Raw genomic sequence first — 21,962 nt, 5'->3', positions numbered from 1 at the left:
GTCCTGGATCTGTATGCTTAGAAGTTCACGCCGAAGCTGAGGGCGACGAAGTCGCGGTCATCCACGGTGCTGTACTTGCCGTCGAAGAAGTTGGTGTACGACAGGCTCGCCGTATAGGTGTTCTGGTACTCGGCGTCCAGGCCCAGGCTGACAGCCTTGCGGCCTTCCTCGAAGTTGGCGCCAGGGCCAGGCGAATAACCGGACACGTCATGCGACCAGGCCACGCTCGGCTTCAGGTTGATACCCGCGAATACGTCGTTGTAGTCCCAGATGACACGGCCGCGGTAACCCCAGGAAGTGCTGGTGGTGTAGCCGTCGTTCTCGCATTTGCGGTTCAGGTTGGCGGTGGACGCCCCCGCACCGGCGCCGGCGATGGTGCTGCCATTGAGCGCCTGGCAGGTATCGGCGCCACCGGTGGATGGCAACGGACCTGGGCCGAACACCGGGTCGCGACCGTAGCGGGTATCGTGGGCATTCTCCAGGCCGCCGACATGGGTAACACCCACTTCACCGACTACAGTCATCCGGCTGGCACCCATCACCTGGTCGAAGAAATGGGTCAGGGTGGTCTGGAACTGGGTGATCTCCTTACGGCGATACCCATGCAGGTCTTGCCCCGGCGTACCGGTCAGCAACGATGCGTTGCTCAACGCCCCGCCAATGGGACGGACACCGGCGAACAGGATATCCGTGGTATTGAGCTGCACTGGCGCATTGGGGCGGTAGCTGACTTCGCCGCTCCAGGCGGTGCCAGTGGGTAACGTGGTGGAGAAACTCAAGCCATAAAGGCGGATGTCCTCGGGGTATTCCACAAAGTACTCGGAATTACCCGCCACGATCAGAGGCGCCAATGCGCGCAGCTGCGCAGGCAGGGCGCTCAGCCCGGCGAACACGGACGGCGGGGCCCCTGTGGCACTGAAGATGGGTGCACGGCTATGGTAATTCATGAAGTAGGCGCCGAACTCCGTGTCCAACGGCTCGAACATATAGCGCATGGCCACACCGAACTGGCCGCTGTCACGCGCATCGCGGTCGGCACCACGGCGCACCATCACACCCTCTTCGTTGATGTCCACGCCCCGCGTGGCGAGGAACTGCTGCGCAGCGCCCGGCACCGTGCGGCTGCTATTGAGCACGCGCAAGTTGTCGGTACAGCCGTCGGCAATGATGTCCGGCTGGGAGAAGAAGGTGCCGCAGTTGTCGACGACCGTCTGGTCCCATTCGAGCTGGTAGAAGGCCTCGGCCGACAGGTTGTCGGTCAGGCTCTGCGAGATGTAGAACATGTTGACCGGAATCAGGCCTTCCTTGATCTCGGCCCCGGGACGGCGGAACGCCGACACGTCGATGGGGTTGATCGAGTTGATGCCGCCGCCGATGAAGGTACTTTCGCCCCAGCTCACTACCTGCTTGCCAAAACGCACCGAGCCAGGCTGATCGCCGATGGAGTAGTTGTGGTAGACAAAGGCGTCGAGCAGCTCGGCCCCGGACGACTTGGCGCCTTCCTTGCGGTTGGAGTCGCTGATGTCCTTGAACTCGCGGTTTTCGTCCTTCAGTTCGAAGTCGTACCAGTACTTGCCGCGCACGAACACACCGGTGTCGCCGTACTTGAGCTCCAGGTCATGAATGCCCTTGAAGATCTTGGAGAAGGTTTCGCCCTTCTTGAAGTTCAGGTGGCCATCGTCGGATGTCTGTGACAGGCCCTTGCCGCCGTTGTTCACCCCTATCAGGTTCTTGTTGGGGTTGGCCGTCGACCAGCTGGCGCCGATGGAGAGCGACGAGTCGAACTGGCCTTCGATTTCACCAATGTTGAAACTGACAGCGAAAGCAGGACTTGCGAGCGTGGAAGCAAGGCTGACGGCCAAGGGCAGCTTGGCCCGGCGCCAGAACAGGTTTGCAGATTTCATCGACGCTACTCCATGTACTTTTTTGTTATGGCAGTGAGTCCTTTCAAGAACGGCCCGAGCGACCGGATTGCAGGCTTGCACCTGCGGCGACACAGCTTGCGCATGTCGCCCTCCCCCATTCCTGAAAATCCCCTGGCCCCGACTATAGCCAGCAGGCACAGGCGCTTGATCCCTCTAAAGTGTGATTTGCGCTCCATGCCACCAACTCGCTGCAGTTTTGCTCCGGTTGCGGGCTGGTAGTGCTCAAGGATGGCGCATTTCTGTCGTTTGGCAAGGCGGCGGGCTCTCTAGCATGCGGGTCACGCTCTGACGTGCGCGACCCGCACAAGGGTTACAACGTGGAAAGGAACGCGCTGTTGCTGGCCTGCCACTGGACGATGTCCTGGCGAATGCGTTTCTTGTCGAGCTTGCCGACACTGGTCTTGGGAATTTCAGTAACAAGGGCGATCTGGCTTGGAATCGCCCACTTGTTGATATGACCTTGCTCGACGAATGGCTTGAGGTGTTCCTTCAGCGCCTTGGCGTCGATATCGTGGCCGTCACGTGCCACCAGCAGGGCAAACGGGCGCTCACCCCACTGCGGGTCGGCCACCCCCACCACCGCCACTTCGCGCACGGCCGGGTGGCGACTGATCAGGTCTTCCAGGTCGAGCGAGGAAACCCACTCGCCACCGGTCTTGATCACATCCTTGATGCGGTCGCGGATGTCGATGTAGCCCATGCCGTCGAGGGTGGCGACGTCACCGGTGTGCAGCCAGCCGCCCTGCCACAGCTCCTCGCTCTTCTCCGGTTCCTTGAAGTAGCCCATGGTCAGCCACGGCGCACGCAGTACCAGCTCGCCCTGGGTTTCACCATCGGCGGGCAGGAAGTTGCCTTCGCCGTCGACGATGGCCGCTTCGACCAACGGCACCGGCACACCGGCCTTGATACGGTAAGTGACGCGCTCATCCTCGCTGCCGGCCTGCAGTTCATCGTTCAGGTGTGCCGCGGAGATCAGCGGGCAGGTTTCCGACATGCCATACGCGGCGGTCAGCTGGATGCCGCGCGCCAGGGCGGCCTGGTACAGCGAACGGTTGAGCGAGCTGCCGCCGATGATGATCTTCCAGCCGCCGAAGTCCTGCCCCTGGGCATTCGGGCAGTTGAGCAGCATCTGCAGGATGGTCGGCACGCAGTGGGAGAAGGTGACCTTCTCTTCACGCCAAAGCTTGACCAGCATGTCCGGCTCGTAGCGCCCCGGGTACACCTGCTTCATGCCGAGCATGGTGGCAGCGTAGGGGATGCCCCAGGCATGCACGTGAAACATCGGGGTGATGGGCATGTAAACGTCGTTGCTGCCCAGCAGGCGCACGCTGTCGATACTGCCGGTGACCGAGGCCTCGGCCAGGGTGTGCAGCACCAGCTGGCGGTGACTGAAATACACGCCCTTGGGGTTACCGGTGGTGCCAGTGGTGTAGAAGGTAGTGGCCACCGAGTTCTCGTCGAAATCCGGGAAGTCGTAGCGCGGGCTGGCAGCAGCCAGCAGCTGCTCATACTCGCCGACCAGACCGGGCAGTTCGGCAGTCTTGTCCGGGCCATCGGTCAGCAGCAGGGTCTTGTCGACAGTGGTCAGCTGCCCGGCGATGGCCTGGTACAGGCCGACGAAGTCGCTGTTGACCAGCACCACGCGGTCTTCGGCATGGTTCATGGTGTAGAGGATCTGTTCGGGCGACAGGCGCACATTGATGGTGTGCACCACAGCGCCGATCATCGGGATGGCGAACATGCATTCCAGGTAGCGATGGCTGTCCCAGTCCATCACCGCCACGGTGTCACCGGCCTTGACCCCGGCCTCGGTCAGCACATTGGCCAGGCGGGCAATGCGCTCGTTGAGCTGTGGATACGTCAGCCGCATCTGGTCGCGGTAGACGATTTCGCGGGTCTTCTCATAGCGGCTGCCGGACATCAGCAGGCGCTTGATCAGCAATGGATAGGCATAGGCGCCCTCGGCGGGCTTGATGATGCGTGTCTGCAACATGGGGATCCCTTTTCTGAAAAGCGGGCCGGACAAGTCTGGGTTTACTGTAGTTCGCCAATGTGACGGCCAAATCAGCCGAAGGAATGATTTGCGCGGCAGAGGTATGAGTGGCGGGCGTTGACGGGCAGCAAGGTTGAGCTAGACACTGCGGCGGCGGCTTCAGGTTTGCGCCGAAGCCGAGGGCCTCTTCGCCGGCAAGCCCGCTCCTGCAAGGGTTGTGGTGACCTTGTGGGCGCGGGCATGCCCGCAAATGGCCACAACGCCCTTATCCCTCCCTGCCACCGGAGATCTTCATGCCCAGCCCGCGTCGCGCCGTGTTTCTCGATCACCAGTCCCTGGACCTTGGCGACCTCGACCTTTCGCCCCTGAAGCAGCAGTTCGACCAGTTCGAACTGTTCGCCGCCACCCGCCCGGAACAGGTCGCGGAACGCTTGCAGGGCGCCGTGGCAGTGGTCAGCAACAAGGTCATGCTCGACGCCGCAACCCTGGCCGCCAACCCGCAACTGAAGCTGATCCTGGTGGCCGCCACCGGCACCAACAATGTCGACCTGGCTGCCGCCCGCGCCCAGGGCATCACCGTGTGCAACTGCCAGGGCTACGGCACGCCGTCTGTCGCCCAGCATACCCTGGCCCTGCTGTTGGCCCTGGCCACTCGGCTGTTCGACTACAACCAGGCGGTGGCCGATGGCCAGTGGGCCAAGGCCAGCCAGTTCTGCCTGCTGGACTTTCCTATCGTCGAACTGGAGGGCAAAACCCTCGGCCTGCTCGGCCACGGCGAACTGGGCGGCGCAGTGGCGAGGCTGGCCGAAGCCTTCGGTATGCGTGTACTGAGCGGGCAGATCCCTGGCCGTCCGGAGCGCGCCGACCGGCTGCCGCTGGACGAGTTGCTGCCGCAAGTCGATGCCCTGACCCTGCACTGCCCGCTGAACGAGCACACCCGGCATATGCTCGGTGCCCGCGAACTGGCCCTGCTCAAGCCCAACGCGCTGGTGGTCAACACCGCCCGTGGCGGCCTGATCGACGAACAGGCGTTGGCCGATGCCCTGCGCGGTGGTCACCTGGGCGGCGCGGCCACCGACGTGCTGAGCGTGGAGCCGCCGGTCAACGGCAACCCGCTGCTGGAGCCCGGCATCCCGCGCCTGATCATCACCCCGCACAGCGCCTGGGGTGCCGTGGAATCGCGCCAGCGCATCGTCGGCCAGCTCAGCGAGAACGCCCAGGCCTTCTTCGCCGGGCAGCCACGCCGCGTGGTCAGCTGAGCCAGGCGCCCGCCTCTGCTACACTGCGCCACTTTTTTCCAGGAGACGTCGTCCATGGACCCGCGCAGTGAAGTGTTGCTCCGCCAGGCAGAGCTGTTTCAGGGGCCGCTGCTGATCGCCGGCGCCCCCGCCGACGACCTGCTCGGCCAGTTGCCTCAGGCCCAGGCCTGGACTTGGCATGCCGGCGATCAGGCCATGCTCGAAAGCCGCTTCGCAGGCCGCAGCCATTACGGCGTCGAGGCACCTGAAGCAGCATTCGACAGCGCCGTGCTGTTCCTGCCCAAATCCCGCGAGCTGGCCGCCTATCTGCTCAACGCCCTGGCATCGCGCCTGGCTGGCCGCGAGCTGTATCTGGTCGGCGAGAAGCGCGGCGGCATCGAGGGCGCGGCCAAGCAGCTGCAGGCCTTTGGCAAGCCACGCAAGCTCGACAGCGCCCGGCACTGCCAGCTGTGGCAAGTGACCATCGACCAGGCGCCGCAGGCAAAACCGCTGGAAAGCCTGGCCGAGCGCTTCGAGCTGGCCCTGGAAGACGGCCCGCTGCAGGTGGTCAGCCTGCCTGGAGTATTCAGCCATGGCCGACTCGACCGAGGTACCGCCCTGCTCCTGAAGCATCTTGACGGACTGCCCGGTGGCCACATGCTGGACTTTGGCTGCGGTGCCGGGGTACTGGGGGCCACGCTCAAACGCCGTTACCCACAAAGCCGGGTGACCTTGCTGGACGTGGATGCCTTCGCCGTGGCCGCCAGCCGCCTGACGCTGGCTGCCAACGGCCTGGAAGGCGAAGTGATCAGCGGCGATGGCATCGACGCCGCCCCTACCGAACTGAGCCTTATCCTGAGCAACCCGCCATTCCACACCGGCGTTCATACCAACTATCAGGCTTCGGAAAACTTGCTGAAAAAATCGGCCGTTCATCTGCGAAAAGGTGGCGAAATGCGCTTGGTCGCCAACAGTTTCCTGCGCTACCAGCCACTGATCGAAGGGGCGTTGGGCAACTGCCAGGTACGTGATGAGGCCGACGGTTTCCGCATCTACCAGGCAACTCGCGGATAAAAAACAGCGCTTGCCGAAAACGTTTTGCCTAGGCAGAATCCGCACCGTCCTAGGGGAGTAGTCTCCCGCGAGCACCCAGCTCGCCCGGTACGCGTCAACATACTTGGTCCACAGACCATGGCGCGTGCGACCCACCATGCACGCCTGCATGGCGAGATCCGCATAGACGGATCGAGGGTTTGACAAGACCTATGACACGCACACCTTACCCGGGGCGGGGAGGCTGTACGTGTCATAGCCGTGTCGACCCGCCCCCGTAGGAATCCTGATGCTGGAATCACTGCTGGTCCCCACCGCTATCGTTGCCCTGGCCGAGATCGGCGACAAGACGCAACTGCTCGCACTCATTCTCGCTGCCCGCTTCCGCAAACCCTGGCCGATCATCGCCGGCATCATCGCCGCCACCCTGGCCAACCATGCCGCAGCCGGTGCCGTGGGGGCGTGGGTCGGCAGCTTCTTCAGCGATTCGGCCCTGCACTGGATCCTGGCTGCGAGCTTTACCGCCACCGCACTGTGGACGCTGGTACCGGACAAGATGGATGACGACGAGAACCCAGCTCGCCGTTTCGGGCCGTTCCTGACGACGCTGATTGCGTTCTTCCTGGCCGAAATCGGTGACAAGACCCAGGTCGCCACCGTGATGCTGGCGGCGCAGTATCCGCACCTGATCATGGTCATTATCGGTACAACCCTGGGTATGCTGATTGCCAACGTTCCGGTGGTACTGGCGGGTAACTTCGCGGCAGACAAACTGCCGTTGACGCTGATTCGCCGCCTGGCGGCAACGGCGTTCTTCGTGCTGGCGATCGTGGCCGTCTATTCGGCAATGAAGGCCAGTGGCTGGATTGGGTAAAGGGCACATCAGGGGCTGCCATGCAGCCCCTGGATTCAGGCATTTACGGCTTGGCTGCAGCCTGATACAGCGGCATCACCTTCGGAATCGCCGCCTGCAGCGAAGCAATGCGGCTCGCGGACGCCGGGTGAGTACTCATGAACTCAGGCGGTGCACCTTCGGAAGCCTTGCTCATCTTGTTCCACAGGGTGATCGCGGCATTCGGGTCGTAGCCGGCACGGGCCGACAGCTCCAGGCCAATCAGGTCGGCCTCGTTTTCGTTGGCCCGGCTGTTGGGCAAGGTCATGGCGTAGTTCACCACCGTGTCGGCCATGGCCATGCTGCTCTGGCCGAGGCCGAAGATGGCACCGGCACCCTGGCGAGCCATTTCCACACCGTATGCCTTGGACATGGCCTCGCGGCTATGCTCGCGCAAGGCGTGGGCAATCTCGTGCCCCACCACTGCGGCAATTTCCGCATCGGTGAGTTTGAGCTGATCGATCAGCCCGGTGTAGACGATGATCTTGCCGCCCGGGCCGCAGTTGGCGTTCAGCTCGTCACTCTTGATCACGTTGACTTGCCAGTCCCACTGCGCGGCATCCGGGCGGAATTTGGGCGCCTGGGCGATCAGGCGGTTGGCAATGGTCTGCACACGCTTGGCATCGGCGCTGGACTTGTCGAGCACACCCTTGCTCGATGCTTCACCCAGGGTCTGCTGATACGACTGCGCGTACATCTGGTTGACCTCATCGGTCGAGAGCATGCTGAACATGTACTGCTGGCGCTCGACGCCAACAGCACCGCCGCTGGTGGTATTCACCGCCTGGCAGCCGGCCAACAGAATGCCAGCGCTCAGCAGGCTGACGACAAAAGACTTACGCATGAAAACACTCCCTATCCACATGCGCCGTATCCTAGGCCGAGTCGCCAGTGGCTGCCATAGCCGCAGGGAAGATTTTCGTCGCCTGAACCGGCCTCTTCGCGGGCAAGCCCGCTCCTACAGGGGTAACACGACCGTGGGTACGAGCAGGCTTGCCCGCTCCTACAGCAGGGGTAACACGATCATTGTAGGAGCGGGCTTGCCCGCGAAAGGGCCGGCACAGCCCCCCCATCAAGCCGGGGTAAGACACTCCGGCGCATCCAGCTTCGGGTCATTGACGAAATTGGCCAAGGCCCGCTCACGTAGCGTCGCCGGCGGGCTGGCCAGCAGCTCGTGCAAGCGGGTAATCGGCGTGTCCGGGTCAAGCCAGGCCGCCTGCCCCGCTTCGTCGAGGATGAGCGGCCGACGCTGATTCATGGCCGCCTGGGTCACCACCGCGCAACTCAGCCATACCTGGTCCTGCACCGGATAGGCCTCCCACACCGCCGCAAAGTACAGCGACGCGCCCTCCCCCGGGGTCAACCAGTACGGGCGTTTGCGCACGCTGCCACGCCATTCGTAAAAGCCGTTGGCCGGCATCAGGCAGCGACGCTGACGAAATGCATCGCGAAACATCGGTTGTTCGGCCAGCGTTTCGGCGCGGGCATGGGCAGGGGTGCGGGACAGGTCGGTGAGCCAGGCCGGGGTCAACCCCCAGCGCGCCTTGGCCAGTTGCTGCTGGCCGTCAAGCTGACGCTGGATCAGCACCGACGCCCCAGGCGATATATTCCATTGGGCCGGCTGGCCGACGGGAAAGCCCGGCAGACTGGCAAGGGCCTGGGGCCAGCGAAACAGGGCATAACGTCCACACATGGGCGAATTCAGAACCTAGCAGATCAAGGTACCGGGGACATTCTCCGGTTCGTCGCCAACCAGTGGCTGGGCATCATTGTACGCATCGATCAGCTGCCGTGCGCATTCGGCCTGCTCATCAGCCACGACGAGCCCCAGCAGGCCCTGCAAGGGCAGCTCGCCAGCGGCACCGACCAGGTCACGGCCGACCACGTGTACATCGATCCCCTCGCTGGCAAGCATGCCTGCCAGCATTTGCGCCTCGAGCAGGCTTTCCGGTTCGTAGATACGCTGCATCAGGTGTCGTCCTCGCGGCGGACTTCAAGCATCCATTCGTCACCATGCACCTGCAGAATGCACACCACAGGCTGGCAGCACACCTGGCAATCCTCGGTATAAACCTGGTCGCCCGCAGACAGATCGACGGTAGTTTCCACACGTTCGCCACAATAAGGGCAATCATAGAAGTCGGTTTCCAGCATCGCGGCCTCCGCAGTGACTTATGCGTATAATTGCCGGTCTGTTTACAGGGTCTGTGTGCGTCCGAGCCGTTTTTCGGAGCCCGTCCCTACCTTATTACCCTAGCCGTTTCCAACAAGAGAGCATGATGGGCGAATTCGATGCCATCCGACCGTACGACGACGCTGAGGTCCCTGCCGTTCTGGCACGCCTGCTCAGCGACCCGGCATTCCTCGATATCCTCACCCACTTCCGCTTTCCACGGGCGGCCGGCGCTCTCGGCTGGTTGCTCAAGCCCTTGATCGCACGCCGCCTGCGCAAGGAATTCGCCGGTGTTACCTGTGTCTCGACCTTGCAGGACAAAGTCGAGTACTACGTCGACCAGACCATCGATCGCGCCACCGACGGCGTCACCTACTCGGGAGTGGAACAGCTCAAGGCCGGCACCGCCTACCTGTTCCTGGCCAACCACCGTGACATCGTCATGGACCCGGCCTTCGTCAACTATGCGGTGTACCACGCCGGCCTGCCCACGCCGCGCATCGCCATTGGCGACAACTTGCTGCAAAAGCCCTTTGTCAGCGACATGATGCGCCTGAACAAGAGCTTCATCGTGCACCGTTCGATCAGCGGGCGGCGCGAAAAACTGGCTGCTTACCAACTGCTGTCGGCTTACATCAACCACTCGATCCGCAACGATGCCACCTCGATCTGGATCGCCCAGGCCGAAGGTCGGGCCAAGGACGGTGACGACCGTACCGACTCGGCGATCCTCAAGATGTTCCACATGAGCCGCAAGGACGAACCGTTCGGTGCAGTGATCCAGAGCCTGAACCTGACCCCGGTGTCGATCAGCTACGAATACGACCCGTGCGACCAGGCCAAGGCCCGCGAGCTGTACATCCGCGCCACTACCGGCACCTACAAGAAGGCGCCGGGCGAAGATGACAACAGCATTGCCAAAGGCATTACCGGCTACAAGGGCCGAGTCCACATCAACTTCGCGCCGCCGGTAACCGAGTACCACGAAGACACAAAACAGCTGGCGGCAGAGATTGACCGGCAGATTCTGGGGGGCTACCGACTGTTCCCGGTGCATTACCTGGCATATGCGATGTGGGAGGGCAAGGACGAAGCCCTGCAGGTGCCAAGCGCCGAGAAGGTGTTCCCGGCGGATGAGCTGGCCAAGGCCAAGGAAGAATGGCAACGGCGCCTGGATGCCTGCCCGCAAGAGCAGCGGCCATACCTGGTGTTGCAGTATGCGACGCCGGTGCGCAACCAGTATCAGGTCAGGCAGCAGGCACCTGTAGCCTGATCAGGTTTGGGGCTGCGTTGCAGCCCCGATGGTGCTCAGATCCAGGTGCTGAACCAGGACAGCAGCAGCGCCATCGCCAGGCACGAAAAGCCCAGAATGTAGAAGTATTTCGGCACCCGAAGGTCGAAAGCGTCCACTACCCCGTCGTCTACTGCCATGTACTGGCGGGTTTCGGCCTCACGCCGCCGCGCACTGTGCAGCAGCAAACCGCCCGGGCAGGTCAGCAGCAGCGCCAGCAGGTTGATCAGCTTGGTGGGATGGGCGGCCAGGAACCCCCAGAGCACTTGCAAGGACATCACGCAACCTCGGTGTGAGCAGTGGCAAAGGCCAGCATTCTACCCAAGTCGCACCGTGGCGCCCGGCCTTGGCGACAAACTGTCATTAAATTTCATCTGTCATCCGCTCGTCATCCATACAGGCGACCCTGTCGACCTTTTGATGACCCGGAGCTTTTTCATGTTGCACGCCGAAAACCAGGACCGCCTCTACCTCGTTGCCCAGAGCGATGAACAACAGGCGCTGATCGATGGTTTTGCCATCAACGTGCAGGACCGCCAGTGGCTGGTCTACTGTGCGCTTGGCGGACATGTGCATGAGGACTTGCCCGAAGTGGATGCCGGCACTGGGTTCAGCTTGCTGGATTTCCACATAGAAGCGGCGTAGATCTGTACCGGCCAGACAACAAAAAACCCGCTGCCTGTCACTCAGGCAGCGGGTTTTCTTGCACCACCTGAAGCTTACTGACCCAGCACCTGCCCGATGCTCGGGTCCTTGAACAGGCGGGTCAGGGCATCGCTCAGCACATCACCCACCAGCTGGGTGTTGGTGTCCTGGTTCGGCGCCATGCCGAAACGCTGGTCCAGCGAAGCGCCATAACGGCCGCTGTAACGGCGGCCGCCATTGGTCACATCAGCGCGGAAGGTGGCGCCGATGGTGGCCTCGGTCACGTAAAGGTTGTCTTTCGGCGACTGATACTTCAGCTCGGCCAAGGTCACGGTCAGCTGCGGCGCATTGCCGGCGTTCGGGGTCGGGGTGAAGCCGAGCAGGCGCACAGCCGCTTCAGCCTGAGCCTGCAGCTTGGGCACCACGTCATTACCGCTGACGCTGATGGTGCTGGTCTCGGGGTACATGCCACCGCGGGTACCCAGGGACTGCGAAGGCCGGCCATCAACTACCCGGACCACCACCGGCTGGCCATGACCGACCGGGGCCAGCTGGGCCTTGAGCGTGGGTTGCGGGTTGAGTTGTTGCGGGCTGTGGGCACAACCGACCAGGCTAAGGCTGGCCACGGCGATCAAACCGAACAACAGACGTTGCAACATGCGCGTTTCTCCAGAAAATGCGGCAAAGGCCCACAGTATACCTAGCCAGGCACAGACCAGTCATCGGCCCGGCCCGCTTGTCACAATCGTTTCATCGCCACACCCTTATCCTTGCGCCAAGCCCTAACGCAAAGGACTCGCCGCCATGACCTCGCTCTGGACTCAGCTCTTCCAACGGCCGCGCTACAACGCTTATGCCCGCCTTGACGCGGATGGCAAATGCCTGGCGTTCAAGCAATGCAGCCAGGCACCAAGCGGCATCGACTGGGTGCAGATCAGCGAAATTCAGCTGGCCTGGCTGGGCCGCGAGCTGCCCATCGAAGCCCGGGTTTGCGCCCGCGCAAACCGCCGTTGGCACCAGCGCCTCCTCGCTGCCTGACAAACGCTGCAATAAAAACCACGAATGGCGACATTTCTGCCCGCGACATCGCTATAATCTCCCCCCGATTATAAGGACGTCTCCTGATCGGGCCCCGCACTCGCCGATTGACCCCGGCAACTTCACCGCTTCGCCCACAGAGAGCCTTCCACTCAGGTCTTGCATCGGCTGTCGTGCCTGCTTTTTCCGGCCCTTCACACTGCATGAACCTGCGGGTTGCCATCGCGCAGTCCCCTTTTGAGGTTCACGTCTCCAAAAGAGCGTGAAAAAACGGTTTTCACAACTTCACAAGAGTGTGGCGAGCAAATGAACAGTCTGGCATGTGCAAAAGCGGCAGATGTGTCCCGAACAGCCCTGAACAGGCGGCAGATGCGCTCATCCCGTATGAGTGTCTGAACCGTTCCATAACGCACGCACGACACCTTGACCATAAGTCGAATTGCCGCACCTGTGGCAAACGGCGTTCAATACACGAACCCGAAGACTGATTGGCGGTGTCCGCGGAAGTTGCAAGAACTGCGAAAAGTCGGACATGGCGACCCTGGCAAACCCAGGTCCTATGCTGTCAATTAGGTAGCTGTAGATTGTGGAGACGCGTTAAATGGCGCAGAACGAATCGGTTGATGTGGTACTGGTAGGCGCGGGCATCATGAGTGCCACCCTGGCCGTACTGCTCAAGGAGCTTGACCCGACCCTGAAGCTTGAGGTCGTCGAGGCGATGGACTCCGGGGCCGCGGAAAGCTCCAACCCCTGGAACAACGCAGGCACCGGCCACGCCGGCCTGTGCGAGCTGAACTACACGCCGCAGGCCGCCGATGGCAGCATCGACATCAAGAAGGCCGTGCACATCAACACCCAGTTCGAGGTTTCGCGCCAGTTCTGGGCCTACCTGACCAAGAAGGGCAACTTCGGCTCGGCGCGTGCCTTCATCAACCCTGTCCCGCACCTGAGCTACGTCGAGGGTGACAAGGGTGTTTCCTTCCTCAAGAAGCGTTTCGAGCTGCTCAAGCAGCACCACGCCTTCGCCGAGATGGAATACACCGAAGACAAGGCCGTGATGAACGACTGGATGCCGCTGATGATGCCTGGCCGCCCGGCCGACCAGCACATCGCCGCTACCCGCGTGGCCAAAGGCACCGACGTCAACTTCGGCGCACTGACCAACAAGCTGCTCAAGCTGCTGAGCGACTCGCCGGACGCGCAGGTCAAGTACAGCAAGAAGGTTGTCGGCCTGCGCCGTAACGGCAGCGGCTGGACCGTGAGCATCAAGGACGTCAACAGCGGCGGCAGCCGTGAAGTCGACGCCCGCTTCGTCTTCCTCGGCGCTGGCGGCGCGGCCCTGCCGCTGCTGCAGTTGTCCGGCATCCCGGAAAGCAAAGGCTTCGGCGGCTTCCCGGTCAGCGGCCAGTGGCTGCGTTGCGACAACCCGGAAATCGTCAAGCAGCACCAGGCCAAGGTCTACAGCCAGGCCGCTGTCGGCGCCCCGCCGATGTCGGTGCCGCACCTGGACACACGCGTCGTGGACGGCAAGACTTCGCTGCTGTTCGGCCCGTATGCCGGTTTCACTACCAAGTTCCTCAAGCACGGCTCGCTGATGGACCTGCCGCTGTCGGTGCGCATGGGCAACATCGGCCCGATGCTGGCCGTGGCCCGCGACAACATGGACCTGACCAAGTACCTGGTCAGCGAAGTGATGCAGTCGATGGAGCAGCGTCTGGAAGCCCTGCGTCGTTTCTATCCGCAGGCCAAGGCCGAAGACTGGCGCCTGGAAGTGGCGGGTCAGCGCGTGCAGATCATCAAGAAAGACCCGAAAAAAGGCGGCGTGCTGCAGTTCGGTACCGAGCTGGTCTCGGCCCAGGACGGCAGCCTGGCTGCACTGCTCGGCGCATCGCCGGGTGCTTCGGTAACCGTATCGATCATGCTGGAACTGATCGAGCGCTGCTTCCCCGAGCAGGCCAAGGGCGCCTGGGCTGCCAAGCTCAAGGAAATCTTCCCGGCTCGCGAGAAGACCCTGGCAACCGATGCTGCGCTGTACCACAAGATCAGTGCCGATAACGACGCGGCCCTGGACCTGGCAGAAAGCAGCCCGGCGGCCAAGCATTACGCCTGAACCGCCCGCTAACGAAAAAACGCCCCTCGGGGCGTTTTTTTGTGCCTAGCGCTTGATCAGCCTGTACCGGCCTCTTCGCGGGCATGCCCGCTCCCACAGGTTCGGTAATGCCCGCAGGTGCGACGCGACTCCTGTGGGAGCGGGCGCGCCCGCGAAGAGGCCGGCACTGGCTACAGATCAGCCGCGGGCTTTACGATGATCTCGATGTACTCAGGGGCATTGCGCTGGTCGGCAATCTGCTCGACGAAGGTCTATTACGCCTAAGCCGGCCTGAAACGCAAAAACGCCCCTCGGGGCGTTTTTTTGTGCCTAGCGCTTGATCAGCCTGTACCGGCCTCTTCGCGGGCATGCCCGCTCCCACAGGTTCGGTAATGCCCGCAGGTGCGGCGCGACTCCTGTGGGAGCGGGCGCGCCCGCGAAGAGGCCGGCACTGGCTACAGATCAGCCGCGGGCTTTATCGATGATCTCGATGTACTCAGGGGCATTGCGCTGGTCGGCAATCTGCTCGACGAAGGTCTTGCCGTGCTCGTCCTTGCCGTCCAGGTCCAGGCCAGCTTCGACGAAGAAGCCTACAAAGCGCTCGAAGTCGTCCACGCGCAGGCCACGGTAGGCCTTGACCAGCTTGTGCAGCGACGGCGAAGTCACACCATCGGCCGGCTCGAACTGAAGGAACGACTTGATGTAGTCGTCGCTGATTTCGTCACCGATTACCTGTTTCTTGTCTTTACGCATTGCCGACTCCAACTGGACCATCACGGAATTTCGAAGGCCGGCAGTTTACCCCCCGCAGGCTTCGCGCCTCAACGCGTACGTACCGTCCCGGTGTGCAAGTCGGCCCAGATGTGGCCGTTGCCATAAGTCAGAAACTGCACGTACAGGGTTTCGTTACGCAGCAGGTCCATGACCACCCGGTAGTTGCTGACCGGGTAATTCAGGCTCAAGGTGCGGGTTTTAGCGTCATACACAGGCTTTTTCAGGCTTTTGGCCGCTTCACCATCGAACGTCAGCAGCACCTGGGCAATGGTCGCGCCCTTGCTCAGCGGCTTGCCCTTCAGGCGCACCTGCAACGACGATGTGATCGGGATCGGCTGCTGATCGGACTGGCGCTGGGCCCCTACGACCACCGAATAGTCAGTCACTTGCAGCAATTGCTGGCTGGTCGGTGCTTCCTGGCGCAGGGACTGGTCATCAGGAGGCAGGAACTGGCTGTGCAGCGGTGCGGCAGCGAGCGGCAGGCTGACCGCAAGCAGGAGGGGAAGAATCGCACGCATGTGAGGCTCCTTGTATGAAGGAGCACTCTAGCATGCCGGGTGCAGCCGATATCAATCGAACTGCGCGCGCATCCAGGCCTGGTAATCGGTCACGCCGGTTTCACCCTCGCGCGGCGCCCAGTGTGCGTGCTCGCCCTCGCCCACTGGTCGGTATGGCCCAGCCTTGCACTCGAACAGGATGCTGTCAGGCTCCAGCACCACCAAGCCATGGTAGGTACCAGGCGCCAGATCCACACCCAGACAGTCGCCACCGGCCTGCAGCACCCGCTTGTCAGTCACCGCGCCTTGTTCATCGAAGATCAACAGGCCAAAACGCCCCTTGAGCGCTATCAAGGTTTCAGCCTTGTCGGCGCTCAAATGGCGATGCGGCGGAATGTAGGTGCCCGGTTGCAGCCCGACGGCCATGCGGTGGCAGGGCTCTTCCATAGCGTGAAAGTTATGGTGCTGCCGCCCGCGCGGGTTGGCAGCGGCCTTTTCGGCCAGCCCGGCGAACAGCGATTGGTCGATGAACGCAGGCTGGCGCACGGTTACAGCCCCTTTACGGCGAAGATGCCGTTAGCGTTGCGCCAGTAACCTTTGTAGTCCATGCCGTAACCGAAGATATAGCGATCGACACAAGGCAGGCCCACATAGTTGGCCTTGAGGTCAGGGCTTGCCTTGCGGTCGTGGTCCTTGTCGATCAGCACAGCGGTGTACACCGAGCGGGCGCCGGCATGCTTGCAAAACTCGATGATGGCGCTGAGGGTGTGGCCTTCGTCGAGGATATCGTCAACGATCAACACGTCACGGTCGATGAACGACACTTCCGGCTTGGCCTTCCAGAAAAGCTCGCCGCCGCTGGTCTGATTGCGGTAGCGGGTAGCGTGCAGGTACGAGGCTTCCAGCGGGAACTGCAGGTGGGTCAGCAGTTTGCCGGAGAAGATCAGGCCACCGTTCATCACGCAGAACACAACCGGGTTCTTGTCGTGCAGGTCCTTGCAGATCTGCTCGCCGACTTTGGCGATGGCCGCTTCGACTTCGGCTTCGGTGTACAGGCAGTCAGCTTCATGCATGACTTGACGGATATGCTCGAGATCGGCGGACATGGCGCGCTCCGGGGGGCATTTTGGAAAAGCGGGCAAAGGTACGCATCCGCTCGTCACAGATCAAGCATTTATGGACTAACGTCCAGAATGACCAGACGACAGCACAGGCTGAATAGATTAATCTAGCGCGGTTTTTTTGCCCGCCTTTCGGAGCCCTCCCCTATGCCCACTCGTGAGATCCGCCATCCGCTGATCCGCCACAAGCTTGGCCTGATGCGCCGTGCCGATATCAGCACCAAGAATTTTCGCGAACTCGCCCAGGAAGTCGGCGCGCTCCTGACGTATGAAGCCACCCAGGACCTACCCCTCGAAACCTACGAGATCGACGGCTGGTGTGGCAAGGTCTCGGTTGAAAAAATCGCCGGCAAGAAGATCACCGTAGTACCGATCCTGCGCGCCGGCATCGGCATGCTCGACGGCGTGCTCAGCCTGATCCCGGGTGCCAAGGTCAGCGCCGTCGGCGTTGCCCGAAACGAAGAAACCCTCGAAGCCCACACCTATCTGGAAAAGCTCGCGCCGGACATCAACCAGCGCCTGGCCCTGATCATCGACCCGATGCTGGCCACCGGCGGCTCGATGGTTGCCACCATCGACCTGCTGAAAAAGGCCGGCTGCAAAGAGATTCGCGCCATGGTGCTGGTCGCCGCGCCAGAAGGCATCGAGGTGGTGGAAAAAGCCCACCCGGACGTGAAGATCTACACCGCCTCGATCGACCAGCGCCTGAACGAGCACGGCTACATCGTGCCAGGCCTGGGTGATGCCGGTGACAAGATCTTCGGCACCAAGCAAAAGGACGCCTGACCATGCAGGACGGCTTCAACGACCCGCTCTGGCGCCAGGTCGTTTCGGGCGCGCAGATGCTCTTCGTGGCATTCGGCGCGCTGGTGCTGATGCCCCTGATCACCGGCCTCGACCCGAACGTCGCGCTGTTCACCGCCGGCATCGGCACGCTGCTATTCCAGCTGGTCACCGGTCGTCAGGTACCGGTGTTCCTGGCCTCGAGCTTTGCCTTCATCACGCCGATCATCCTCGCCAAAGGCCAGTTCGGCCTTGCCGAGACCATGGGCGGCGTAATGGCTGCCGGCTTCGTGTACACCTTCATGGGGCTGATGGTAAAAATCAAAGGCACCGGTTTCATCGACCGCATGCTGCCGCCGGTGGTGATCGGCCCGGTGATCATCTCCATCGGCCTGGCCATGGCACCGATCGCCGCCAACATGGCGATGGGCAAAGGTGGGGACGGTACGGCACTGATGCCGTACAAGACGGCCATGCTGATCTCGATGCCAGCGCTGCTGACAACCTTGATCGTTGCCGTATTCGGCAAAGGCATTTTCCGCCTGGTACCCATCATCTCCGGCGTGCTGGTGGGCTTTGCCCTGTCGTTCGCCTTTGGCGTGGTCGACACCGCCAGGATCGCTGCCGCACCATGGCTGGAAATCCCCAATTTCACCGCCCCTGCGTTCAACTGGCAGGCCATTCTGTTCATCGTCCCGGTTGCGCTGGCGCCGGCGATCGAGCATATCGGCGGGGTGATCGCAGTGGGCAGCGTGACCGGCCGTGACTACCTGAAAAAGCCTGGGCTGCACCGGACGTTGCTGGGCGACGGCCTGGCGACTACTGCAGCCGGCCTGTTCGGCGGCCCGCCCAACACCACCTACGCCGAAGTGACCGGCGCGGTGATGCTGACCAAGAACTACAACCCGAAGATCATGACCTGGGCGGCGGTCTTCGCCATTACCCTGGCATTCATCGGCAAGTTCGGCGCGCTGCTGCAGAGCATCCCGGTGCCGGTGATGGGCGGCATCTTGTGCCTGCTGTTCGGCTCGATCGCAGCGGTGGGCATGAACACCATGATCCGCCACAAGATTGACCTGGGCGAGGCACGCAACCTGGTGATCGTCTCGGTGACACTGGTGTTCGGTATCGGCGGCGTGCTGATCGGCAGCGGTGACGGCCCGGATGACTGGGGCCTGAAGGGCATTGCCCTGTGCGCCATTGTGGCTATCGCCCTGAACCTGATTCTGCCGGGTAATGACAGCTGGAAGCACAAGAAGCTGGATGTATGACCGGTCGGAAGGGGCCGCAAAGCGGCCCCTTCGATTCAGGCCTTTTCACACATATCAGCCAACACCCTCACCCACTCAGGGTGATCATTCAGGCACGGCACCAGCACCAGCTCCTGGCCGCCCGCCTCGACAAACTGCTCGCTGCCACGCATGCCTATCTCTTCCAGCGTCTCGATGCAATCCGCCACAAACGCCGGGCACATCACCAGCAGCTTCTTCACACCGGCCTTGGCCAGCTCATCCAGCCGCGTCTCGGTGTAGGGTTCGATCCACTTGTCCCGGCCCAGCCGCGACTGGAACGATACCGACCATTTGCCATCCGGTATGCCCATGCTCTGCGCAAAGGCTTTGGCCGTAGCCAGGCATTGCCCGCGATAGCAAACCGAACGTACTTCGGCGGTTGCACCGTGGCAGCAATCGGCAGCGCGCAGGTCGTGCTTGACCCCCTTCGGAAACAGTTTCTTCAGGTGCCGTTCCGGCAAACCATGGAAGCTCAGTAGCAGGTGGTCGTAACCCTGCTCCAGGTACGGCCGGGCGCTGGCTGCCAGCGCCTCGATGTACGCCGGGTGCTCGTAGAACGGCTGCAGCACGCGCATCTGCAACGGTAACTGGCGCTCACTGACCGTCTGTTTTGCCTGCTCGATCACAGTGGTCACCGTGCTGTCGGCGAACTGTGGATAAAGCGGTGCCAAAGTCACCTTGCGCACACCTTGGGCGGCCAGCCGCGCCAGCACATCAGGCAAGGCCGGCTGACCGTAGCGCATGGCGATTTCAACCGGGCCATGGGGCCAGTGCTCGGCCATCGCTGCCTGCAGGCGACGGGTCAGCACAACCAGAGGCGAGCCCTCCTCCCACCAGATCGAAGCGTAGGCATGTGCCGACTGCTCCGGGCGCTTGATCAGGACCAGCGACACCAGCAAGCGCCGCACCGGCCACGGCAGGTCGATCACGTACGGGTCCATGAGGAACTGGTTGAGGTAGCGGCGCACATCGGCCACCGAGGTGGAGGCCGGGGAACCCAGGTTGACCAGCAGCAGGGCGTGATCGGTCATGCAGCGTCCTATGTCAGAGGCGACTGGACAGGTTGTCCAGCGCCGATTGCAGATCGTTGAAGCGGAAGGTGAAGCCGGCTTCCAGCAAGCGTACCGGGCGCGCCCGCTGGCCTCCCAGCAGCAAGGTGGACATCTCGCCAAGCCCGGCCTTGAGCAGTAATGCCGGCACTGGCAACAGCGCCGGCCGATGCAGGGCGCGGCCCAGTCGCCTGGCAAACTCACGGTTGCGCACAGGCTCCGGCGCGCAGGCATTATAAGGACCGCTGGCATCCTTGTGCTGCAAGAGAAAATCAATCAGGGCGACCTGGTCGTCTATATGAACCCAGGGCATCCACTGCCGCCCATTGCCCAAAGGCCCGCCCAGCCCCAGTTTGAAGGGCATGCGCAGGCGCGACAAAAAGCCGCCATCGCTGGCCAGCACCAGGCCGGTACGGACCAGTACCACGCGTATCCCCTGCGCTTGCGAACGCTGGGCGGTCTCTTCCCAGGCAATACACAACTGGCTGGCGAAATCTTCACGCACCGGGGGAGAAGCCTCGGTCAGTTCGCGTTCGCCACCGTCTCCGTACCAACCTACCGCAGAGCCGGAGATCAACACCTCCGGGCGCTGCTCACGGGTGCCCAACCAAGCCAGCAATTGCTCGGTAAGGGTGACACGGCTGGCCCACAGCACGTTGCGCCGGGCAGCCGTCCAGGGCCTGTCGGCAATCGGCGCACCGGCAAGGTTGACCACCGCATCAAGATGATCGTCGGCCTCCAGCTGCTCCAGGCGCGCGATACCACGCACCCCGCTACCACAGATTTTCGCCACCTGTTCCGGACGCCTGCTCCAAACCGTAAGCCGATGCCCTTGGCCCAGCCAGTACTGGCACAGATGCTTGCCAATCAAACCGGTGCCACCTGTCAGCAATATATGCATGGCTGTGTCCTCGCAGAATGCGTCGGTGGTCTATTTTTAACAGCAAGGCACTTTTTTGACCCGACGCTCTCGGATAAACATAGGCCAACCTGCCGCCAACACGGAATAACCTTATACATAATTTTGGCATTGTACAGGTTTGCCTGACAGCGTAGTCTGCTCACAGCAAGGTTTGAAGAGGCCATCATGACAGTACCTATCGCCATCATCGGGGCCGGCATCGCCGGTTTGTCAGCCGCCCAGGCCTTGCAGAAGGCCGGGCAATCCGTGCACTTGTTCGACAAAGGCCACGGCAGTGGCGGGCGCATGGCCAGCAAGCGCAGCGAAGCCGGCGCGCTCGACCTGGGCGCACAGTACTTCACTGCCCGTGACCGACGCTTCGTCGATCAGGTGCAGCAGTGGGTGGCCGCCGGCTGGGCCGAGCAGTGGAAACCGCAACTGTACAACTACCGTGATGGCGAACTTACCCCCTCCCCCGACGAGCAGACGCGCTGGGTGGGCGTGCCACGCATGAGCGCCATTACCCGCGGCTTGCTCAAGGACGTCACCGTCAATTTCGGCTGCCGCATAGCGGAAGTGTTTCGCGGCAAGCAGTACTGGCACCTGCAAGATACCGAAGGTTGCAGCCACGGCCCCTACAGCCGTGTGGTCATTGCCGTCCCGGCACCGCAGGCCACGCCACTTCTGGCCGCCACACCGAAGCTGGCCGCCGTGGCCGCTGGCGTGCAAATGGAACCTACCTGGGCCGTCGCCCTTGCCTTCGAGACACCGCTGGATACACCAATGCAAGGCTGCTTCGTGCAGGACAACCCGCTGGACTGGCTGGCCCGCAATCGCAGCAAGCCTGGCCGCGACGAGCACCTGGACACCTGGGTACTGCACGCAACGTCAGACTGGAGCCGGCAACACATCGACCTGCCCAAGGATGAAGTGATCGAGCAGCTGTGGGGCGAATTCGCCGAGCTGGTCGGCTGCGTGGTCCCCCCGCCCACCTTCGCCCTGGCCCACCGCTGGCTCTATGCCCGCCCCAGTAGCAACCATGAGTGGGGCGCACTGGCCGATGCTGACCAGGGCTTGTACGCCTGTGGGGACTGGTGCCTGTCCGGCCGCGTCGAGGGCGCATGGCTCAGTGGCCAGGAAGCAGCGCGGCGCTTGCTCGAACACCTTGAGTGATGCCGAACTATACAAAAATACTAGTTTGCATAACT

24 protein-coding genes and 1 riboswitch are annotated in these 21,962 nt (G+C 62.4%); of the genes, 10 read left to right on the top strand and 14 right to left on the bottom strand.

Features of this window, described 5'->3' with window-relative positions; translation table 11 throughout:
- Positions 1-17: 17 nt before the first annotated feature.
- Both PRJ_RS04010 and PRJ_RS04000 read right to left on the bottom strand, forming a co-directional pair.
- Positions 18-1,904: a DUF1302 domain-containing protein gene (locus PRJ_RS04010; protein ID WP_064490772.1), complete on the bottom strand. Its 1,887-nt coding sequence runs from the start codon at positions 1,902-1,904 to the stop codon at positions 18-20.
- A 331-nt stretch (positions 1,905-2,235) separates the two neighbouring features.
- Positions 2,236-3,918 carry a fatty acid--CoA ligase gene (locus tag PRJ_RS04000; RefSeq protein WP_010952004.1) on the bottom strand — a complete coding sequence of 561 codons (1,683 nt, stop codon included), beginning with the start codon at positions 3,916-3,918 and terminating at the stop codon, positions 2,236-2,238.
- A 293-nt stretch (positions 3,919-4,211) separates the two neighbouring features.
- Here PRJ_RS04000 and PRJ_RS03990 point away from each other — a divergent pair, with 293 nt between their 5' ends.
- The 3 genes from PRJ_RS03990 to PRJ_RS03980 all read left to right on the top strand — a co-directional run bounded on the left by PRJ_RS03990 (position 4,212) and on the right by PRJ_RS03980 (position 7,083).
- On the top strand, positions 4,212-5,177 hold the full coding sequence (locus PRJ_RS03990) for a 2-hydroxyacid dehydrogenase (RefSeq protein WP_104960782.1): 966 nt from the start codon (positions 4,212-4,214) through the stop codon (positions 5,175-5,177).
- A gap of 54 nt (positions 5,178-5,231) precedes the next feature.
- On the top strand, positions 5,232-6,230 hold the full coding sequence (locus PRJ_RS03985) for a class I SAM-dependent methyltransferase (RefSeq protein WP_010952002.1): 999 nt from the start codon (positions 5,232-5,234) through the stop codon (positions 6,228-6,230).
- Between the two features lie 40 nt (positions 6,231-6,270).
- Positions 6,271-6,410: riboswitch (yybP-ykoY riboswitch) on the top strand.
- Between the two features lie 88 nt (positions 6,411-6,498).
- Positions 6,499-7,083: a TMEM165/GDT1 family protein gene (locus PRJ_RS03980; RefSeq protein WP_003247342.1), complete on the top strand. Its 585-nt coding sequence runs from the start codon at positions 6,499-6,501 to the stop codon at positions 7,081-7,083.
- A gap of 43 nt (positions 7,084-7,126) precedes the next feature.
- Here the strand turns inward: PRJ_RS03980 and PRJ_RS03975 are convergent, their stop codons facing one another.
- The 4 genes from PRJ_RS03975 to PRJ_RS03960 form a co-directional block, all read right to left on the bottom strand.
- Positions 7,127-7,945 (bottom strand): M48 family metallopeptidase, encoded by an 819-nt coding sequence (locus PRJ_RS03975; RefSeq protein WP_104960781.1) that lies wholly within the window; start codon positions 7,943-7,945, stop codon positions 7,127-7,129.
- A gap of 228 nt (positions 7,946-8,173) precedes the next feature.
- Positions 8,174-8,794 (bottom strand): SOS response-associated peptidase, encoded by a 621-nt coding sequence (locus PRJ_RS03970; protein WP_064490774.1) that lies wholly within the window; start codon positions 8,792-8,794, stop codon positions 8,174-8,176.
- Between the two features lie 15 nt (positions 8,795-8,809).
- Entirely contained in the window at positions 8,810-9,070 is a 261-nt protein-coding gene (locus PRJ_RS03965; protein ID WP_020192887.1) for a putative signal transducing protein, read from the bottom strand.
- Positions 9,070-9,255: a CPXCG motif-containing cysteine-rich protein gene (locus PRJ_RS03960; protein WP_010951999.1), complete on the bottom strand. Its 186-nt coding sequence runs from the start codon at positions 9,253-9,255 to the stop codon at positions 9,070-9,072. The genes PRJ_RS03965 and PRJ_RS03960 overlap by 1 nt, the downstream gene beginning before the upstream one ends.
- A gap of 122 nt (positions 9,256-9,377) precedes the next feature.
- On the opposite strand from PRJ_RS03960, the gene PRJ_RS03955 reads away from it, so the two are divergent.
- On the top strand, positions 9,378-10,547 hold the full coding sequence (locus PRJ_RS03955) for a 1-acyl-sn-glycerol-3-phosphate acyltransferase (protein ID WP_014589682.1): 1,170 nt from the start codon (positions 9,378-9,380) through the stop codon (positions 10,545-10,547).
- A 35-nt stretch (positions 10,548-10,582) separates the two neighbouring features.
- On the opposite strand, the gene PRJ_RS03950 is transcribed toward PRJ_RS03955, so the two are convergent.
- Positions 10,583-10,843 carry a hypothetical protein gene (locus tag PRJ_RS03950; protein WP_104960780.1) on the bottom strand — a complete coding sequence of 87 codons (261 nt, stop codon included), beginning with the start codon at positions 10,841-10,843 and terminating at the stop codon, positions 10,583-10,585.
- A 160-nt stretch (positions 10,844-11,003) separates the two neighbouring features.
- Between PRJ_RS03950 and PRJ_RS03945 the strand changes: the two genes are divergently transcribed.
- Positions 11,004-11,210: a hypothetical protein gene (locus PRJ_RS03945; protein ID WP_003247353.1), complete on the top strand. Its 207-nt coding sequence runs from the start codon at positions 11,004-11,006 to the stop codon at positions 11,208-11,210.
- 74 nt (positions 11,211-11,284) lie between these two features.
- On the opposite strand, the gene PRJ_RS03940 is transcribed toward PRJ_RS03945, so the two are convergent.
- On the bottom strand, positions 11,285-11,869 hold the full coding sequence (locus PRJ_RS03940; RefSeq protein WP_010951995.1) for a YajG family lipoprotein: 585 nt from the start codon (positions 11,867-11,869) through the stop codon (positions 11,285-11,287).
- A gap of 145 nt (positions 11,870-12,014) precedes the next feature.
- Here PRJ_RS03940 and PRJ_RS03935 point away from each other — a divergent pair, with 145 nt between their 5' ends.
- Positions 12,015-12,248 carry a hypothetical protein gene (locus PRJ_RS03935; protein ID WP_014589680.1) on the top strand — a complete coding sequence of 78 codons (234 nt, stop codon included), beginning with the start codon at positions 12,015-12,017 and terminating at the stop codon, positions 12,246-12,248.
- A gap of 601 nt (positions 12,249-12,849) precedes the next feature.
- Positions 12,850-14,358, top strand: a complete 1,509-nt coding sequence (gene mqo / locus PRJ_RS03930; protein WP_104960779.1) for a malate dehydrogenase (quinone) — start codon at positions 12,850-12,852, stop codon at positions 14,356-14,358.
- 441 nt (positions 14,359-14,799) lie between these two features.
- On the opposite strand, the gene PRJ_RS03920 is transcribed toward mqo, so the two are convergent.
- From PRJ_RS03920 to PRJ_RS03905, 4 genes are all read right to left on the bottom strand, one after another.
- Positions 14,800-15,090: a PA4642 family protein gene (locus PRJ_RS03920; protein WP_003247360.1), complete on the bottom strand. Its 291-nt coding sequence runs from the start codon at positions 15,088-15,090 to the stop codon at positions 14,800-14,802.
- Positions 15,091-15,158: 68 nt separating this feature from the next.
- Positions 15,159-15,629 carry a hypothetical protein gene (locus PRJ_RS03915; RefSeq protein WP_003247361.1) on the bottom strand — a complete coding sequence of 157 codons (471 nt, stop codon included), beginning with the start codon at positions 15,627-15,629 and terminating at the stop codon, positions 15,159-15,161.
- Positions 15,630-15,680: 51 nt separating this feature from the next.
- Positions 15,681-16,154, bottom strand: coding sequence for a WbuC family cupin fold metalloprotein (locus PRJ_RS03910; protein ID WP_104960778.1), 474 nt, complete (start codon positions 16,152-16,154; stop codon positions 15,681-15,683).
- 2 nt (positions 16,155-16,156) lie between these two features.
- On the bottom strand, positions 16,157-16,714 hold the full coding sequence (locus PRJ_RS03905; protein WP_010951990.1) for a hypoxanthine-guanine phosphoribosyltransferase: 558 nt from the start codon (positions 16,712-16,714) through the stop codon (positions 16,157-16,159).
- Between the two features lie 162 nt (positions 16,715-16,876).
- Here PRJ_RS03905 and upp point away from each other — a divergent pair, with 162 nt between their 5' ends.
- Together upp and PRJ_RS03895 are read left to right on the top strand one after the other, a co-directional pair.
- Positions 16,877-17,515, top strand: a complete 639-nt coding sequence (gene upp / locus PRJ_RS03900) for a uracil phosphoribosyltransferase (protein WP_003247366.1) — start codon at positions 16,877-16,879, stop codon at positions 17,513-17,515.
- A 2-nt stretch (positions 17,516-17,517) separates the two neighbouring features.
- The gene (locus tag PRJ_RS03895) at positions 17,518-18,783 is read left to right on the top strand and encodes a uracil-xanthine permease family protein (protein ID WP_003247369.1); all 1,266 of its coding nucleotides are present in this window, start codon (positions 17,518-17,520) and stop codon (positions 18,781-18,783) included.
- Positions 18,784-18,818: 35 nt separating this feature from the next.
- Here PRJ_RS03895 and hemH read toward each other — a convergent pair whose 3' ends face one another.
- Both hemH and PRJ_RS03885 read right to left on the bottom strand, forming a co-directional pair.
- On the bottom strand, positions 18,819-19,835 hold the full coding sequence (gene hemH, locus PRJ_RS03890) for a ferrochelatase (protein ID WP_019437887.1): 1,017 nt from the start codon (positions 19,833-19,835) through the stop codon (positions 18,819-18,821).
- Between the two features lie 13 nt (positions 19,836-19,848).
- The gene (locus PRJ_RS03885) at positions 19,849-20,754 is read right to left on the bottom strand and encodes a TIGR01777 family oxidoreductase (RefSeq protein ID WP_010951988.1); all 906 of its coding nucleotides are present in this window, start codon (positions 20,752-20,754) and stop codon (positions 19,849-19,851) included.
- 186 nt (positions 20,755-20,940) lie between these two features.
- Between PRJ_RS03885 and PRJ_RS03880 the strand changes: the two genes are divergently transcribed.
- Entirely contained in the window at positions 20,941-21,927 is a 987-nt protein-coding gene (locus tag PRJ_RS03880; RefSeq protein WP_010951987.1) for an NAD(P)/FAD-dependent oxidoreductase, read from the top strand.
- Positions 21,928-21,962 lie beyond the last annotated feature (35 nt).

The organism is Pseudomonas sp. XWY-1, from assembly GCF_002953115.1.
Lineage (GTDB): Bacteria > Pseudomonadota > Gammaproteobacteria > Pseudomonadales > Pseudomonadaceae > Aquipseudomonas > Aquipseudomonas alloputida.
This window is presented reverse-complemented; position numbering and strand designations above follow the sequence as displayed.

Excerpts from the sequence above, each read along its gene's own strand:
- PRJ_RS04010 (WP_064490772.1), bottom strand. The coding sequence starts at position 1,904 with ATGAAATCTGCAAACCTGTTCTGGCGCCGGGCCAAGCTGCCCTTGGCC.
- PRJ_RS04000 (WP_010952004.1), bottom strand. The coding sequence starts at position 3,918 with ATGTTGCAGACACGCATCATCAAGCCCGCCGAGGGCGCCTATGCCTAT.
- PRJ_RS03990 (WP_104960782.1), top strand. The coding sequence starts at position 4,212 with ATGCCCAGCCCGCGTCGCGCCGTGTTTCTCGATCACCAGTCCCTGGAC.
- PRJ_RS03985 (WP_010952002.1), top strand. The coding sequence starts at position 5,232 with ATGGACCCGCGCAGTGAAGTGTTGCTCCGCCAGGCAGAGCTGTTTCAG.
- PRJ_RS03980 (WP_003247342.1), top strand. The coding sequence starts at position 6,499 with ATGCTGGAATCACTGCTGGTCCCCACCGCTATCGTTGCCCTGGCCGAG.
- PRJ_RS03975 (WP_104960781.1), bottom strand. The coding sequence starts at position 7,945 with ATGCGTAAGTCTTTTGTCGTCAGCCTGCTGAGCGCTGGCATTCTGTTG.
- PRJ_RS03970 (WP_064490774.1), bottom strand. The coding sequence starts at position 8,794 with ATGTGTGGACGTTATGCCCTGTTTCGCTGGCCCCAGGCCCTTGCCAGT.
- PRJ_RS03965 (WP_020192887.1), bottom strand. The coding sequence starts at position 9,070 with ATGCAGCGTATCTACGAACCGGAAAGCCTGCTCGAGGCGCAAATGCTG.
- PRJ_RS03960 (WP_010951999.1), bottom strand. The coding sequence starts at position 9,255 with ATGCTGGAAACCGACTTCTATGATTGCCCTTATTGTGGCGAACGTGTG.
- PRJ_RS03955 (WP_014589682.1), top strand. The coding sequence starts at position 9,378 with ATGATGGGCGAATTCGATGCCATCCGACCGTACGACGACGCTGAGGTC.
- PRJ_RS03950 (WP_104960780.1), bottom strand. The coding sequence starts at position 10,843 with ATGTCCTTGCAAGTGCTCTGGGGGTTCCTGGCCGCCCATCCCACCAAG.
- PRJ_RS03945 (WP_003247353.1), top strand. The coding sequence starts at position 11,004 with ATGTTGCACGCCGAAAACCAGGACCGCCTCTACCTCGTTGCCCAGAGC.
- PRJ_RS03940 (WP_010951995.1), bottom strand. The coding sequence starts at position 11,869 with ATGTTGCAACGTCTGTTGTTCGGTTTGATCGCCGTGGCCAGCCTTAGC.
- PRJ_RS03935 (WP_014589680.1), top strand. The coding sequence starts at position 12,015 with ATGACCTCGCTCTGGACTCAGCTCTTCCAACGGCCGCGCTACAACGCT.
- mqo (WP_104960779.1), top strand. The coding sequence starts at position 12,850 with ATGGCGCAGAACGAATCGGTTGATGTGGTACTGGTAGGCGCGGGCATC.
- PRJ_RS03920 (WP_003247360.1), bottom strand. The coding sequence starts at position 15,090 with ATGCGTAAAGACAAGAAACAGGTAATCGGTGACGAAATCAGCGACGAC.
- PRJ_RS03915 (WP_003247361.1), bottom strand. The coding sequence starts at position 15,629 with ATGCGTGCGATTCTTCCCCTCCTGCTTGCGGTCAGCCTGCCGCTCGCT.
- PRJ_RS03905 (WP_010951990.1), bottom strand. The coding sequence starts at position 16,714 with ATGTCCGCCGATCTCGAGCATATCCGTCAAGTCATGCATGAAGCTGAC.
- upp (WP_003247366.1), top strand. The coding sequence starts at position 16,877 with ATGCCCACTCGTGAGATCCGCCATCCGCTGATCCGCCACAAGCTTGGC.
- PRJ_RS03895 (WP_003247369.1), top strand. The coding sequence starts at position 17,518 with ATGCAGGACGGCTTCAACGACCCGCTCTGGCGCCAGGTCGTTTCGGGC.
- hemH (WP_019437887.1), bottom strand. The coding sequence starts at position 19,835 with ATGACCGATCACGCCCTGCTGCTGGTCAACCTGGGTTCCCCGGCCTCC.
- PRJ_RS03885 (WP_010951988.1), bottom strand. The coding sequence starts at position 20,754 with ATGCATATATTGCTGACAGGTGGCACCGGTTTGATTGGCAAGCATCTG.
- PRJ_RS03880 (WP_010951987.1), top strand. The coding sequence starts at position 20,941 with ATGACAGTACCTATCGCCATCATCGGGGCCGGCATCGCCGGTTTGTCA.